This is a genomic window from Paenibacillus sp. FSL M8-0228, from assembly GCF_038007385.1.
Lineage (GTDB): Bacteria > Bacillota > Bacilli > Paenibacillales > Paenibacillaceae > Paenibacillus > Paenibacillus polymyxa_D.
Genome location: NZ_JBBOXA010000001.1, coordinates 330,947 through 346,293 on the forward strand (window position 1 = coordinate 330,947; position 15,347 = coordinate 346,293).

At 44.9% G+C, this 15,347-nt stretch carries 17 protein-coding genes; 11 read left to right on the forward strand and 6 right to left on the reverse strand.

Going from position 1 to position 15,347, the window contains the following annotated elements; all coding sequences use genetic code 11:
* Window positions 1–63 precede the first annotated feature (63 nt).
* On the forward strand, window positions 64–1,479 hold the full coding sequence (pyk, locus tag MKY98_RS01430; RefSeq protein WP_029516863.1) for a pyruvate kinase: 1,416 nt from the start codon (window positions 64–66) through the stop codon (window positions 1,477–1,479).
* A 128-nt stretch (window positions 1,480–1,607) separates the two neighbouring features.
* Here pyk and MKY98_RS01435 read toward each other — a convergent pair whose 3' ends face one another.
* Both MKY98_RS01435 and MKY98_RS01440 read right to left on the reverse strand, forming a co-directional pair.
* Entirely contained in the window at window positions 1,608–2,006 is a 399-nt protein-coding gene (locus tag MKY98_RS01435; RefSeq protein WP_029516862.1) for a hypothetical protein, read from the reverse strand.
* A gap of 317 nt (window positions 2,007–2,323) precedes the next feature.
* Complete coding sequence (locus tag MKY98_RS01440) at window positions 2,324–2,668, reverse strand: DUF805 domain-containing protein (RefSeq protein ID WP_069010123.1); 345 nt, start codon at window positions 2,666–2,668, stop codon at window positions 2,324–2,326.
* Between the two features lie 430 nt (window positions 2,669–3,098).
* Between MKY98_RS01440 and MKY98_RS01445 the strand changes: the two genes are divergently transcribed.
* From MKY98_RS01445 to MKY98_RS01455, 3 genes are all read left to right on the forward strand, one after another.
* A complete protein-coding gene (locus MKY98_RS01445; protein WP_069010121.1) occupies window positions 3,099–5,534 on the forward strand; it encodes a LamG-like jellyroll fold domain-containing protein in 2,436 nt (811 codons plus the stop codon).
* 386 nt (window positions 5,535–5,920) lie between these two features.
* Window positions 5,921–6,121, forward strand: a complete 201-nt coding sequence (locus MKY98_RS01450) for a cold-shock protein (protein ID WP_007428290.1) — start codon at window positions 5,921–5,923, stop codon at window positions 6,119–6,121.
* Window positions 6,122–6,252: 131 nt separating this feature from the next.
* Window positions 6,253–6,468: a cold-shock protein gene (locus tag MKY98_RS01455; protein ID WP_013308357.1), complete on the forward strand. Its 216-nt coding sequence runs from the start codon at window positions 6,253–6,255 to the stop codon at window positions 6,466–6,468.
* A gap of 105 nt (window positions 6,469–6,573) precedes the next feature.
* On the opposite strand, the gene MKY98_RS01460 is transcribed toward MKY98_RS01455, so the two are convergent.
* Entirely contained in the window at window positions 6,574–7,395 is an 822-nt protein-coding gene (locus tag MKY98_RS01460) for an alpha/beta fold hydrolase (RefSeq protein WP_029516859.1), read from the reverse strand.
* 187 nt (window positions 7,396–7,582) lie between these two features.
* On the opposite strand from MKY98_RS01460, the gene MKY98_RS01465 reads away from it, so the two are divergent.
* The gene (locus MKY98_RS01465; protein ID WP_029516858.1) at window positions 7,583–7,915 is read left to right on the forward strand and encodes a hypothetical protein; all 333 of its coding nucleotides are present in this window, start codon (window positions 7,583–7,585) and stop codon (window positions 7,913–7,915) included.
* Between the two features lie 50 nt (window positions 7,916–7,965).
* Here the strand turns inward: MKY98_RS01465 and MKY98_RS01470 are convergent, their stop codons facing one another.
* Window positions 7,966–8,511, reverse strand: a complete 546-nt coding sequence (locus MKY98_RS01470) for a GNAT family N-acetyltransferase (RefSeq protein ID WP_039274247.1) — start codon at window positions 8,509–8,511, stop codon at window positions 7,966–7,968.
* A 205-nt stretch (window positions 8,512–8,716) separates the two neighbouring features.
* Complete coding sequence (locus MKY98_RS01475) at window positions 8,717–9,286, reverse strand: hypothetical protein (RefSeq protein WP_069010118.1); 570 nt, start codon at window positions 9,284–9,286, stop codon at window positions 8,717–8,719.
* Window positions 9,287–9,503: 217 nt separating this feature from the next.
* Here MKY98_RS01475 and MKY98_RS01480 point away from each other — a divergent pair, with 217 nt between their 5' ends.
* The 6 genes from MKY98_RS01480 (at window position 9,504) to MKY98_RS01505 (ending at window position 14,245) form a co-directional block, all read left to right on the forward strand.
* Entirely contained in the window at window positions 9,504–9,917 is a 414-nt protein-coding gene (locus MKY98_RS01480) for a GntR family transcriptional regulator (RefSeq protein ID WP_029516855.1), read from the forward strand.
* Complete coding sequence (locus tag MKY98_RS01485) at window positions 9,914–10,627, forward strand: ABC transporter ATP-binding protein (RefSeq protein ID WP_069010117.1); 714 nt, start codon at window positions 9,914–9,916, stop codon at window positions 10,625–10,627. The genes MKY98_RS01480 and MKY98_RS01485 overlap by 4 nt, the downstream gene beginning before the upstream one ends.
* Window positions 10,624–11,391: an ABC-2 transporter permease gene (locus tag MKY98_RS01490; RefSeq protein WP_069010115.1), complete on the forward strand. Its 768-nt coding sequence runs from the start codon at window positions 10,624–10,626 to the stop codon at window positions 11,389–11,391. The genes MKY98_RS01485 and MKY98_RS01490 overlap by 4 nt, the downstream gene beginning before the upstream one ends.
* Before the next feature lie 40 nt (window positions 11,392–11,431).
* The gene (locus MKY98_RS01495; protein ID WP_069010113.1) at window positions 11,432–11,917 is read left to right on the forward strand and encodes a CcdC protein domain-containing protein; all 486 of its coding nucleotides are present in this window, start codon (window positions 11,432–11,434) and stop codon (window positions 11,915–11,917) included.
* Between the two features lie 336 nt (window positions 11,918–12,253).
* Window positions 12,254–13,474, forward strand: coding sequence for a stalk domain-containing protein (locus MKY98_RS01500; RefSeq protein WP_069010111.1), 1,221 nt, complete (start codon window positions 12,254–12,256; stop codon window positions 13,472–13,474).
* A 93-nt stretch (window positions 13,475–13,567) separates the two neighbouring features.
* Window positions 13,568–14,245: a hypothetical protein gene (locus tag MKY98_RS01505; protein WP_069010110.1), complete on the forward strand. Its 678-nt coding sequence runs from the start codon at window positions 13,568–13,570 to the stop codon at window positions 14,243–14,245.
* 93 nt (window positions 14,246–14,338) lie between these two features.
* On the opposite strand, the gene MKY98_RS01510 is transcribed toward MKY98_RS01505, so the two are convergent.
* Window positions 14,339–15,343 (reverse strand): LacI family DNA-binding transcriptional regulator, encoded by a 1,005-nt coding sequence (locus tag MKY98_RS01510; RefSeq protein ID WP_029516849.1) that lies wholly within the window; start codon window positions 15,341–15,343, stop codon window positions 14,339–14,341.
* Window positions 15,344–15,347: the final 4 nt, after the last annotated feature.

A 15,347-nucleotide genomic window follows, 5' to 3' on the forward strand; every position in this document is an offset into this window, starting at 1 on the left:
GATAGAGAAGCAAAGTGGAATAGAAAACCATACAGTAAAGACATTCAGGAGGATGACATTACTATGCTTAAAACGAAAATTATTTGTACTATGGGACCTGCCTGTGACTCCATTCATTTGTTAAAAGAAATGATCCAGGCTGGTATGACTGTAGCCCGCTTGAATATGGCTCACGGTGAGCTGGAAGATCACGTTAAGCGTATCGAAAATGTGCGTCAGGCTGCGAAGGAAATGAATACCTTTATCCCTGTCATGATGGATATTAAAGGACCGGAAATACGGATTGGCAAGCTGAGAGAGGCATCTTGTCTGCTGAAGCCAGGTAGCCAGCTCATTCTGACCACAGAAGAGATTCTAGGGGACGAGCATCGTATTTCAGTGAATTACCCAGATATGCCGAAGGACATCAAACCAGGTGACCGCATTCTCATTGACGACGGTTTGGTTGATCTGACTGTAACCTCCATCGAAGGTACGGAAATGATTTGTAATATTGTAAGCGGCGGTATTTTGAAGCCGAGAAAAGGTGTAAACCTGCCAGGGATTCATACAACCCTTCCAGGCGTGACGGAGCGAGATGTGAGGCACATCCAATTTGGGGTGGAGCAGCGCGTTGAGCTTATTGCGGCTTCTTTTGTGCGTAAAGGCGACGATATCCGTGAAATCCGTGAGATTTTGAAGGGACATCATGCTGAGCATGTACAAATTTATTCCAAAATTGAAAATGCTGAAGGCATGGAAAACCTGGATGATATTATCGAAGCTTCCGATGGCATTATGGTAGCCCGTGGCGATCTGGGCGTCGAGGTGCCGATTCAAGATGTGCCTGTGATGCAAAAAGAAATGATCGACAAGTGTAATCTGGTCGGCAAGCCCGTTATCGTAGCTACCCACATGCTGGAATCCATGCAGGTGAACCCGCGTCCGACGAGAGCTGAAGTTAGTGACGTGTTTAATGCCGTTATGCAAGGAGCCGATGTTGTTATGCTGTCGGGCGAATCTGCTGCAGGTAAATATCCTGTCGAGTCTGTACGGACCATGGCTGCGGTAGCTGCCAGTGCAGAATCACAATTGGATTATCAGGAGCAGTTCGATAAGCGCAGAGCACGTCAGAGCACCAACATTACCGAAGTGATTAGTCAGGGTGCGGTAAGTTCGTCTCTGGAGCTGGATGCCAAAGCGATTATTACCTCGACTGCCAGTGGATTCACGGCACGTATGGTATCCAAATATCGTCCGAAGGCGCCTATTATTGCGGTTACTCCGAATAATACGGTATTCGCTAAAATTTGCCTGTTATCCGGTGTGTTCCCGATCAAAGGGGATAAAGTAGCTACAACGGATGAAATGTTCGAATCCTCCATCCGTAACGCTCTGAATGCAGGATATATCCATAAAGGTGACACTGTAGTCCTGTCGGCGGGTGTTCCAGTCGCTGAGGCGGGCACCACTAACTTGATCCGAGTATACCAAGTGTAATTTACAACAAAATATAGACAGCAAAAAGGCGCCATCCCGTCGGGGGAGCGCCTTTTTGACATGAATTAATAAGCACCTCTGAGGGTGTCATGAACTACGGCGTTTAGCTGGCCACGTACGTCACTGACTTACAGCCCGAACACACTTTTAGCAACGACTTGTGTCAATTCTGCTTTATGGGCTTGATATTGCTCAGGCGTAATGCTCTTATTAGCCAGTCGTTGATCCAACTGCTCCGTTAACTGAGCTACTTGTAAATCAACGACAGCCTGTGCATCCTGATTATTGGTGTGTGCAATATCTGCCAAGGTTTGACCGTTATACAACGCTTCATATAATTGCTCATCCGAGGATGCGCCCAATGTTTTCAACAGTTCATCATCCTTGGAAGCTTCATTATCCTGTACCTGAGGGGCTCTCTCTGGAGCCAGTGTAGCAGCATTAGCCCGACTTCCCCAAGTAGAAGATTGCCCAATAGACAACGCCAGCAACAGTGTACAGATGACCAACATTCGTTTTCGATTCATAAGTGTAAAATCTCCTTTGTGTTTCATTCAATTTCTGACAGAGTGGAGCCTTATATGGATATCCAACGGGAGTAATGTTTATGCCTTTAGCCGATCCGGCTTATGTAGTTACCAGATTCTAATATACATCATACACACCCAATCTTAGTGCCAGCTTAATACTCGTTTAAAATAAACTAAAAGAGGAGAATGTAAACAGGTAAAGCTAAAAAAATTCATGGATGTGAATAATGGAAGTAATTTACCCTTTGGATTCTGCCGGATATGAAAAAAACCTCCTTCACAAAAGTGAAAGAGGTTTTAGACATCTACAACCATTACAATTTAGGGTTTTTTCCATACTTATTGTCGCTAGGCTGACTGTCTTGGCAGAAGAATACAATCAAAATAATTGACCCTACGAGAGGGATCAGACTGATTAGAATCCACCATCCGCTTCTACCTGTGTCATGCAGTCTACGGGCCATAACGGCCAAGGATGGCAACAGGACAGCAAGAGAATAAATCAAAGTCAATACCGGTGATAAGCCTACAAGACTATCGATCAGGCTGACTACAAAGCTGGCAATTACGCTAAATAGAACAAACATCCAATATTCGGTACGTCTTGCTCTACCTTGGAATCCTACATAGTTTTTTAATCCGTTTAAATACCATTGCATATATTTTCACCTCCTCATAAAATGTAAATATTTGTATTATAATCATCATAAAACAGTTGTTTTTAAATATATCGGCAGGTAACATATAGAATTTTACTTGTCAAATTATAACTTTAAACTAGGAATTAAAGCAATACATTTATTATAATTAATAATACAGTGAATAATTTATAAAAATATAAAATTACATATTGAATTTTCCATATCCATTGAATAATATAGAGGTACGGTTAACCGTCAGGTTTGAATAGGCCTTCTTAACAGAAGGTGCTTTTATTTTTCAAATCTATTGAAAGCGCTTTAAATTGGACAGGAGGGATAAGTAACTTTAAATTCGAGGGGAAAGAAGTTAATACAAACATAATCCTGACCGCTTTCCCAAAATTGTTTTATGTTATCAGGGATGTTCAAAACGAGAGGAGATTAATTTATGAAGCATTTATTTGTTCGTAAAGTAACGGCAGCTTCACTCGCAGGTGCGCTGTTGTTGCCTGCTTCTTTGGTAGGCGCCGAGCAAACACTCAATTTAGATACAGTTGAGGCTCAAAGTGTGGGTCAAACTTCCCTTCAGGCTCAAGATATGGGGAACCTTTCAATCCAAAGTAAAAAGGCCGTTTCCTTCAAGGAGACTTCCGTACATGATCCATCCATCCTGAAAGTGAAAGACACATTTTACATTTTTGGCTCCCATCTTGCGGCTGCCAAGTCCAAAGACCTCATGAATTGGGATACGATTGCTACAGGAGTGGCAAATGGTAATGCATTAATTCCCAACGTTAAAGAAGAATTAAAGGAAGCACTGGATTGGGCGCAGACAGACACGCTGTGGGCAGCTGATGTCATTCAACTGGCAGATGGCAAGTTCTATATGTATTATAACGCTTGTAAAGGTGATTCCCCGCGTTCAGCAATGGGCCTAGCAGTTGCTGATAAAATTGAAGGGCCGTATAAGAATAAAGGGATTTTTCTAAAATCCGGTATGTGGGACCAACCGAGTGAGGATGGGGCGATCTATGACGCAACCAAGCATCCGAACGCCGTGGACCCGGACACCTTTTACGATAAGAACGGCAAGCTGTGGATGGTATATGGCTCCTACTCAGGAGGCATCTTCATTATGCAGATGGATGAAAAAACAGGGAAGCCGCTCCCAGGTCAAGGCTACGGGAAAAAGCTGACAGGCGGCAACCATGCTCGTATGGAAGGGCCGTACATACAATACAGTCCGCAAACGGACTACTATTACTTGTTCCTATCGTATGGTGGATTGTCAGCGGATGGCGGATACAACCTGCGGGTGGCTCGGTCCAAAACACCGGATGGTCCTTTCTACGATGCTGAAGGCAACGATATGATCAAGGTCAAGGCGAATCCGGACAAACCACTTTTTGATGACGCTTCCATTGAACCATACGGTGTCAAACTGATAGGTAATTACCTGATTCCAAGAGAAATTGGTGATCCGGGTACAGGACTGGGTGCAGGCTATGTGTCGCCCGGACACAACTCGGCTTATTATGATCCCAAGACGAAAAAGCATTTTGTCATTTTTCATTCACGTTTCCCTGGGAGAGGCGAACAGTTTGAAGTGCGGGTACATGAAATGTTCATGAACGCTGACGGTTGGCCTGTGGTTGCTCCTTATCGTTATTCGGGAGATGAGGATTCACTGAAAAGGCTGTCAGAAAAGGATGTCCTCGGTCAATACTCGTATGTAAATCATGGAAAGGAAATTTCGGCAAATATTAAGCAAGCTGTTATCGTCAATCTGGATCGCGGTGGCAAACTGTCTGGTGGAGTGAACGGTACATGGAAGTTGGGGGCAGACAATCAGTTGGAAATTACAGCAGAGGGCACGAAGTACAAAGGTGTATTCCTGCGGCACCGTGATCCAGACACAGGTGCCAAGACGCTTGCTTTTACCGCGTTGTCCTCCAAGGGTGTTGCGGTATGGGGTTCGCTAAAGCCTGACCTGAAGGCCAGCAAGATTGTAACTGCTGTGCAGAAGGACCTTAGTCTGGGCGATACGAGCAATGTTCTTTATAATCTGACGCTACCTACTCAAGCAGCACAAGATACCACTATTTCATGGGAGTCCACCCACCCGGAGAATATTTCTGTGACAGGTGATGTATACCGTCCAGAAGCCGGTTCTCAGCCTGTAAAAGTTACATTGACGGCGACCATTAAAAAGGACAAAGCCACCGCTAAGAAAAGCTTTACAGCCATTGTTCCCGGGCAGGCCCAAGGTCCTCAGCTCGCACGCTATTCGTGGAATGAAGATCAAGGAACTACGGTTGTCGACAGCACATACAATCAATTTGATGGTAAGACCTATGGTGGTGCTGCATGGGATAAAGACGGGAAGCTTGGCGGTGCGCTTGTCCTAAACGGTAAGGATGGTTACGTGCAACTACCAAATACAGTAACAGATGCGAAGGATTTTACCTTTTCCGCTTGGGTGAACTGGAAGGGCGGTGCAGCTTGGCAACGGATTTTTGACTTCGGCAACGGCCAAGCCCGGCATATGTTTCTTACCCCTTCCCAAGGTAGCGGTGTACTCCAGTTTACAATCCATGAAGGTACGGATCAAAGCTTGCTTTCCAAATCATCATTACCGCTAAACCAGTGGACACATGTAGCGGTTACACTGGAAGGGAATACAGGGAAATTGTATGTAAATGGTGAGGAAGTAGCTGTTAATGACGGTATTACCTTTAATCCCAATGAGTTGCTGACGAGCGAGGCTTATCTCGGCAAAAGCCGCTTTGCCGCCGATGCTTACTTCAATGGCAGCCTGGATGAAGTTCAATTGTATAACAAAGCGCTGACAGCAGAGGAAATTAAAGCACTGGCAGAATTGTAGTTCAAAATAAGCAAATAAACGCAGGAGATGGGCTTTTATTAAGAAGTTCGTCTCCTGCGCAATGTTTTGTATATTTATTTCTTGATTGCTGGTATAATAGGTAGCAACTGCGGATATAATGTTTTAAGTAGGCGTTAATGACTCGCTCCCACCGAATGAACACAGCTTTGAAGCAGCAATAGAGAACATAAGCACTCTGCATAAATTAAATTCACCAGTGCTTGCGTTTTCAATACACTTATGGTAATATGAGTATATTGAGATTGTGACCTGAGATTCGCATATTGTAGAGGGCTATTGTTTTAGGTTGAAATAACCTTGTGCAATATGTGAATTTTTATTTGTAAAAAATAAAGGTCATATAAATACATTTTGGAGGTAATTCCATGCAAACAGGTACAGTTAAATGGTTTAACGCAGAAAAAGGTTTCGGTTTCATCGAGGTTGAAGGTGGAAGCGACGTATTCGTACATTTCTCCGCAATCCAAGGCGAAGGTTTCAAATCTTTGGACGAAGGCCAACGCGTAGAATTCAACGTAGTTGAAGGAAACCGTGGACCACAAGCTGAGAACGTTGTAAAACTGTAATTTTAAATTACAGCCTACTTCAGATGCCCCGAACATAGCGTTTGGGGCATTTGTTTTTATCTGTTCATAAGACCGTTTTTGAACTGATTACATCTTATCGCTTTATAAATCATGAAGAAAGAGGGATGTTTATGTACAATTCACGGAAAAAGCCAATGGATGAGATTCCTGAGGAAATTACAACTGTCTGGAATTGCGCCAGCGATACATGTAACGGCTGGATGCGAGATAACTTCGCTTTTTCTGTCGAGCCGACATGCCCCATTTGCGGTTCTGCCATGGTGAAGGGCGAGAAAAAGCTGGCTGTTTTAAATAATACGAGCTTCAACCATACCAAACAATCCTAAGCGGATAAATGTTTGTAGTGAAAGATGCCCCATAGCCATTAACGGCGCTGAGGCGTCTTTTTTGTTTTTTATAAATATAAATTATACATAAGGATGAACAGGTTTTCAATTATGTGCGGAGGATGGGGCTAGTATGCTCAGTAGGATAGAGTTAAATTCGGGTAGCGCTTCGTAAAACACACCGTGGCCGCTTCGTTCGAAAGGAATAAGTCTTGATCCGGCAATTCCTTTTTGAGTTTGGACAGCCAGGGGGAAAGGACAGACCCGATCCAGCTTGCCGTGTAGAATCCAGGTGGGCACGTGTATACATGGCAAATCAGGGCGCAAATCAGAGTCACGTAGTGAGTACAAAGTACAAGCCATGCTATGAACTGTTGCCGCAAAGCCCTGGTCACGTAACCAGTCGCGTAAGCTCTGGCTGACGGGATTAGCAAACAACATTTCGCCAAAAGAAGTTACCAGTTGTGGACGATCTGTATAGGCTTGTTTGATGAGTTTATCTACCTCTGTGACAGGAGTACCATAAGGAAAGTCGCTGGTTGGGGTGAATCGAGGCGTAGCTGCTCCGATCAGGATCAACTGATTGACACCAAATCCCCGGTGTCTGCTCATGTAGCGTGTAACCACAGCTCCCCCCATGGAAAACCCGATCAGCCGTACCTGATTTAACTGAAGTGCCTGCATCACAGCCAGCAGATCGTCTGCCAATCGATCATAATTGTATCCATGCCATGGTCGATCAGACTTGCCGAACCCCCTAAGGTCGATCTGAATACAGCGATACCCGTAAGCAGGCAGCAAGGCGGCCTGGTATTCGTACATTCGGTGATCCAGCGGCCAGCCGTGCACCATCAGAACAGGGATGCCTTCTCCAATATCCTCGACATACAGCTTCACGCCGCGTTCCACCTCAATATAATATCCCATCGTGTTCACCCCTTTAGAAATCACGGAATTTCGTTCTCTCTCACATATATGTAGCCAGGGCTTAGCTCATTCGAGAAAGGGATGGGACTGTCACGATATAAGCATATAGTATGTTAAAAAATGTATGTCATCCTGTATAGGGATAGGATATAATTATGGAATGAAACAGCATCGGGAGAGTGGAACAATGACACCATCAAAAACATTAAAATGGATTACAGGCGGATTGGAGCTATTTTTAGCTATTCCCGTTTTAGGCGGGCTACTCGTCGTAAATTCCGCGTATACTATATTGTTCTTTATGCTGATTTTCCACATTGTTACGTTGGTACTATCGGTGACGAATAGAGAGTCTTATTATGGATCTATTTTAGGGATCGTGACCTCGGTTATTGGATGGATTCCGATTGTGGGCTGGTTGATGCATTTGCTCTCAGGCATATTTTTGATGATTACCGCAGCTCAGCAGCCGCGTGATCAGTATCGTAATCGCAATCCTTATGATGATTATCGCTACTAGGGTAAGTGATTGATACGAAGATGAAAGATCCTGTTGAACAGGGTCTTTTTTTATTTATGAAATCTCCCCATGATAATGGTGTTGTAGTATTTGCCATCTGAAAGAACCTTATCGTTTTTTAATAACCCTTCGATTTCAAAACCATGTTTTTTATAAAGCTCAATGGCTTTATCATTCGTTTCTAAAACTTGTAGAGTCATTTTCTTGATGCCATTGGATTCAGCCCAGGAAATAGATTTTTTTAAAAGATTCGTCCCGATCCCGTAACTCCAAAAATCCTTTAGTACACATACGCCGAATTCAACTTTATGAGAGAATCTGCTCAGAACATGGCCCTCACATCTTGAAAATCCGACGATTTTATCATGAACTACTGCAACTAAAAATAGGTTTCTGTTATTCTCTGTATCCGTTTCGATGAGCTGTTCAAAACCGGATGTACTTATAAATGCTTCTCCCTTCTCTCTGTCTAAATTTTCAGTCTCTCCATCAATCAGCAAACGGATTTCAGACAAATTCTTCGCATCTTGAATCATGGCAGATCTGACCGTATAGCGCATTCCTTGCACATCAAATTCCTGTTGATTTATTTTCATTACATTCTCCTTTTTATGGATTAGAGTGAAAAATGAATTCTGGATCATGTTAGTCTACCATATTATCTTATTTACATGATAAATAAGCCTGTCTCCTTCTGTTGTATCGCAGCAGGGGACAGGCTTATTGTCGTCTCTATCCGTACAGGGAAGCCGGACGGAGATTTATTATACATGAGTGGATGTACCCAAACGGGAGCTGTAGCTATTTCTGCTTAGTAGAGGCTTTAGCTGTATTGGTTTTAGCAGGAGCCTTGGCATCTCCTTGAGCAGGAGTTTTACCTGCATCCGCTTTACCGCCATCTACTGGTGGCTTGGATGGTTTCACGCCATTCACCATATCTGTCATCATTTGTTTTAGATTAGAAACGCGTTGGTTATATTCGGTTGCTGTAATTTTACCGTTTTGTTTTTCCGTAGCCAGTTTCGCTTTCATATCCGAAACCATCACATCAATAACAGAATTTACACTTACGCCTTGTGCTTTGGCGATTGTAGCAAGGGATTTACCTGCTTTCAGCTGTGTATCCAATTGACTGGAGGATAATTTTAATAATTTCAGGAGAGCTTTGTTCTCAGCATAGTTTCCTCCTGCGATTTTAGGGCCGTTAGCATCGCCTGGGTTACCCTTAGGTGCCTGTGCTTTGTCTGCAAGGGGAGCCTTCTCAGGTGTAGTGGAAGCAGCATGAGCTGCGCTTGTGGAGTACAGTGCTCCGCCTCCTAAAAATGCTAACGCCATCGTTCCAGCTAAAATTGCTTTTTTGGTGCTCTTCATCTTCATTTTCCACCTTTCAGTAATGGGGTGTTTGGTACGTGGTACATCATAAGGGATCAACTTGAATGCTATCTGAGTGTAAGCTGAGCATTTACTGAATGAATTTGGAGAGCGTGACTAACTGACATTTTGGCTAATAGAGTACTTGTATTATGTGTATTAAGTGATATAATACACTACAGGCACGAAAGATTCAGCCGATTAGGGGGAAACACCCATGGAAGAACAACGGGTTGGCTCGTTCCGATTTTTAATTGATTTTAGCCAGCCATTATATGAACAAATATTAAATCAAGTACGAAGCTCCATTGCTAAAGGGGAGATCGAAATGGGAAGCAAAATGCCGTCTGTTCGTGATCTGGCGCAGGAATTACGCATGAATCCGAATACCGTGATGCGAGCGTATCAGGAGCTGGAGCGGGACGGATTGACTGAGAAACGGCGTGGTCTAGGCACTTATGTTACGTCATCCAGTGAGCGGATTGCTAGCTTTCGGGAACAACTGGCTATGACGTATATAGATCAGTTTCTCGGACAAATGAGCAGCCTGGGACTATCCTGGGGAGATGTTCAGCAGTATATACGAAGCAAACAGGACGGAAATGAGAAGGAAGGAGGCGATAAAGCATGACGGAGTCTGTTGTGGTTGCGAATCATCTGGTGAAGCAATATGGCAGTAAAAAAGCGTTGGATCAATTGGATGTTGTCATTCCGGCAGGACGCATAGTAGGCGTGCTTGGACCCAATGGCTGTGGGAAGTCCAGCTTCTTTCGAGCGATCACTGGATTGATTCAGCCAGATGGGGGCGAGCTTCAGGTGTTGGGCCGACAGCCTGGTTGGGAAACCAACCGGGATATATCCTATCTTCCTGACCGGGCACGCTGGTACCCCAATCATACAGTTCAGCAGACGCTGGAATGGGGGAAGTCCTTTTTGCCTGGCTTCAATATAAAAGATGCCTATAAACTTGCTGATCATATGGACGTGGAGTTGGAGCTGAAAATGGCCGGGTTGAGTCGCGGGCAGGAGGCGCGTGTGCTACTGATTTTATGTCTGGCACGTGAGGTTCCACTCATGATTCTGGATGAACCGTTCGCAGGTATTGATGTCCTCTCCAGAGAGGCGATTGTGGCCGGGATTATTGATTATTTGGAGGGTCGGCAGCAATCTATACTCATTAGCACGCATGATATTCAGGAAGTGGAAGGCTTGTTTGACTACACGGTCATGATGGGCCGCGGACGGATCCTATGGTCTGGTGATTCGGATGATCTGCGTGCAGAGCATGGCTCGCTGAATCAGGTGTTCCGCAATTTGTACAAAAAGGAGTGGAAGGCGTGAATTCATCAGGGCTGTTCAAAGATTTAATACGCCATGAATTTCGAAATAAAGGAAGCTGGAGAAAACAGAGCCGCAATCGACTACCGAGATCGTGGAGACTTGTGTATTTCTCACTATTTCTCATTGCGGCGTTCGCTATTTCCTTGTACTTCGCGCTTCACAACCAACTGGAATTGACAAGGCTGTGGTATGTGACCCTGGGCTTGCCGTACATGATCATTTTCATGGGTGTGGGAAGTTTGAGACGAGAATGGGAAAATGACACCTACGGATGGTGGCTGACCCTTCCCTATCCGCGCATGTGGCTGATTAGCGCCAAATGGATTGCGGCAATTCTACAAACCATTGTCGTGATATTGTTCCTGTTTGTGGTGGGTTCTCTGTACGCATTGTTCATCTCATCAACGATACAGCCTTATACGCTCGCGGATGCAGCGTCCTTTATTATAGCTGGATTGAACTGGTTTGTGCTGATTATCGCTTTCACACCTTTTGTTATTGCGCTGGGCCTTCTGACTGCCAGTACCAAATACAGTACCTTGCGGCCGCTTAGCCCGATACTGTGGATTCTTTTGATGGGTGGCGGGAGTGTCTTTTATTGGTCGGGCGATCATGGGCTTTATGAGCAGTTTGATCATGCTCAGACAGGACAGTGGTTTTCTTTTACCTGGCATTTCCCGGTTGCGGTGTTGATCAGTTGGATTGCTGCGTATATATTAATCCGCTTGAACGCTTATTTGTTGGACAAAAAGCTGTCGATTTAGACTAGCGTATCCATATGATCTATGAGGAAGGAGTTACACCATGACGACGATATTCATATATGCATTGGTAGCTGTTCTGGTGGGCCTGATGATCTGGTTAAGAACCAAGAGACGAAGGGGGCCGATAAAGGGAAACGGAACCCGGATTCTCCTCCCCTTGTTTATCGCATTCCCGCTTATGATGATGTCTGTGTACCAATTAATGCATATTCCCGGTCAAACGTACGCGCCCCCCGCCTTTTGGGAACTGCTGGCTGCCGGGCTATTAGGGGCTCTGTTTGGCTATGTTATCTTGCTGCATACAGCGTATGAAAGACGGGATGACGGTCTTATTTATCCCAAGCCGAACCCATATTTTAAATATATTATTATCGCTATTATCTTGATTCGCGTCGTTTTGACCCAGTATCTCAGTAGTTTGGGTACGACCGAAATTAGCATGCTGGCGATTACGATGGCACTGGTGTATATCTCAATCTGGCGGATCGGGAGCTTTATCAAGTTTCGGAGGACGTTATCCGTATAACAATAGCAATGGGGTTAACACAGCGGCTTACTATTCAAAAAGCGTTCATTCGCTTGGCGATAGGAGCCGCTTTTTTTGAGTTTTGGCATTAGCAAGTTATCACACATTGTTATTGCTCCCCATATCCTTTATTCTAAGGCTTGTGGCTTGCATTGTAGCAGTACAATTATAAATTTTTGAAAGGAGGGTTATTGAGGTTTCAAAAGATTTAAATGGGGTTTAAAGTTAGATAGGCGGGGAAAAGTTGCTTCTTGCGATTAGGTGTAACTATATTAGTTACATAAAGGGAAAATGTTTTCCACATTTTATTTTACATGTTGAGAGGGGTTCACATTCATGAAAAAACATACGGTTACTGCCGCACTCGCTGGTTTGCTCGTGCTATCTTCTGCTGTACCGGCCTTGGCGGCCGAAGCAAAACCCGCTACAGGTATCCAGGTTTGGGTAGATGGCAAGAAAGAGGCTTACAAGATTGCTCCTATCGTGGAAAATCAGCAGGTTTTGATTCCTTTGAGACAATTGGCTTCCAGTTTGGGGATTCCACTGGATTCCAAGCATATTACGTTCAATACGGCGCGTCAAAGCACAACCATTCGTTATGATCAGGCGACGGTTGTACTGGTGTCGGGCAGCCCGGAAGCGCAAATCAACGGGATTAAGGTACCGCTGTCCACCTCACCCATCTTGACTAAACAAGGGGTAACCTATGTACCGGTCGATGTCATCAAAGAAGCATGGGGCAAGCAAGTGATTTGGGACCCGACCAGCAAAACGGTGCAAATCGGGGTGAGTAATAAGGATAAGGTTATAGAGATTCTGAAAAGCTTTGAAACCGGAAATACGAAAGCGGCCGAGACTTGGATCAGCAAGGATCAGTACATTCAGCACAATCTGAGCTTTGCTAGCGGGAGAGATGCCTTGCTGCAAGGGATTAGCCAATTGAAGGGAGCCAATGTACAGGTTGAAATCCAACGTGTTATTCAGGATGGCAATTATGTAGCGGTTCATTATAAAAAGTCCATTGCAGGGAAAACGAGCATTGTGTTTGATATTTTCCGCTTCGATAGCAACGGTAAAATTGTCGAGCATTGGGACAACATACAGGACTCGGCTCCAGCCAATCCAAGCGGACATACCATGATTGACGGAACAACACAGATCACGGATCTCAACCAAACTGAGACGAACAAAACACTGATCCGCAAGTTTGTGGATGATGTCCTGGTTGGCAAAAATCGTGCTGCATTGGAAAGCTACTATAACGGTGACCATTACATTCAGCATAATCCTCTTTTTGGTGACGGTGTATCCAATTTGAAACAAGCATTTTCCGCAGCGGGAAGCCAGGGTTCTCCCTTTGGATATGATCAGGTTCACATGGTCATTGGAGAAGGCAACTTTGTGCTGGTTGTGAGTGAATTGACATCGTCTAAGGGAACTTCAGCCGCTGTCTATGATCTGTTCCGGGTAGAGAACGGCAAGGTAGCGGAACATTGGGACGTAGTTCAGGAGGTTCCAGCTAAAACAGAGTGGAAAAATACAAACGGCAAGTTTTAAGAAAGTGCATTTGTGGTATGGCGTGATTGGCATGCTTTCCTAATCGTCCTCTTCCTGTTAAAATGATGCAAACTTATAACAGGAGGTTGGACGATGGAAGGCTTGAAGCAACGTGTGGGCTGCCTGCATGCACATCACTCGAACATAGCCTATGTGGAACGAGCTTTTGCTTCTTATGAGGTGGAGCTGATACATTTTGTGGACCCTGGGCTTATGCGCCGGATCTCGTCAGACCCGCATTTTTCTGCGGACGATGCCAGTCGCAAGGTAGAAGAGCAACTGAGATGGATTGCTCAAAGCGACATAGACGTTATTTTGATAACGTGCACGAATTATATTGTTTTGGCAGAAAAGGCTCAATTGCCCCTGTCTACACCAGTAATTGCGCTGGATGAGCCCTTTTTTCATGAGATATGCGATGGTTTGCTGCCACGGACCTTGGTATTCACGAATCCGGCTACTGTAGAGGGAACGATGAAGCGTCTTTATCATACGGCTGCTCTGTTAGGCAAACCAGATATCTCTTATTGGATAGAGGTCAAGGTGGTGGAGGACGCTTTTGAATTGATTATGCAGGGACGTGAAGACGAGTATAAGGAACTGCTGGTTCGTTCGCTGTATGAGCTAAGGGAGGCTGATCCAAGCAGAGGGCTGGCTGTAGCACAGTTGTCTATGGTTGATGCTGCGTTACAAGTGGAGCTGGAGACGGGGCAAACGGTTGGTAATCCCTTACGGTCGTTGTCGAATTCAATTGAGGACTTGTTAGGTTAAAAAGTATAACCAAAAGAACTTCCAACCCGTGTACTGGGACTGTGGAAGTTCTTTTTTTGGAGGTCGGCGAGCAGGTTACTTGTGCGTTGCTCATCACAGATTCTGTTGATCTTGGGTGATGAATACTGCGCCTGCTGATTCTCTTTGGACAAGCGTAACGTATAAACGTTCATGCTCCACGTCTTCCCCGGCAATGATTTTGAGAACTTGTTCGGCAGCTACAGCGCCCCATTTACGTTTGGAGTAGTCAATCGTTGTCAGACGGGGCTGAATATATTGCGCCAGCTCGATATTATCAAAGCCGACGATATGAATATCCTTGCCAATCGTCAGCTCTGACTGAGCCATTCGATTGTAAAAGCCCACTGCCATTTCATCATTGAGGCAAAATACGGCTACAGGTTCCAAACCCGGGCCAACTTGTTGCTGCAAAATGATTTCCGCCGCCTGTTCGCCGCCCGATTTCTCAAAATCGCCGTAAATTTCAATCATTTCAGCGACGCCGCTACGCTCAATGGTCTGCTTGACCGCCTGCATCCGTTGCCATGAATCGTAAGAACCTTCTGGTCCGGTAACCACATAAAGCTTACGGTGTCCCAATTCCAATAGATGTTCTATGGCGAGAGCGGCGCCTGCTTTGTTATCCAGCAGCACCTGGTTAATGTTAGGATGATTCAGTTCACGGTCCAACACGACAACTTTATGTCCTCGCTCGGCGTAGTTCAGTAGCTCCTGACTTTCAAACGTCTGATCCAGCACAATGGCGCCGTCAATCATGCGTTCCGGCAGCATTCGGTGAGACTGCTTACCGCTACATACGATGAGATCATAGCCCTTGCGGTTCAAAATTTCCTTGATGCCGTACAGTAAATCTCCATAAACGTCTCCACGAAAATCAGTTAGGAAAACGCCAATAATTTTGGTCTGCCTTTTCTTGAGATTACGTGCGGCGGCATTGGGCACATAGTTAAGCTCTTTGGCAATGGCTAAAATACGTGCGCAAGTTTCTTCTGTTACCTTATCGCTACCATTCAAGGCATATGAAACGGTAGATATGGAAACGCCCGCCTGTTTGGCGATATCTTTAATGCTGACCACATCG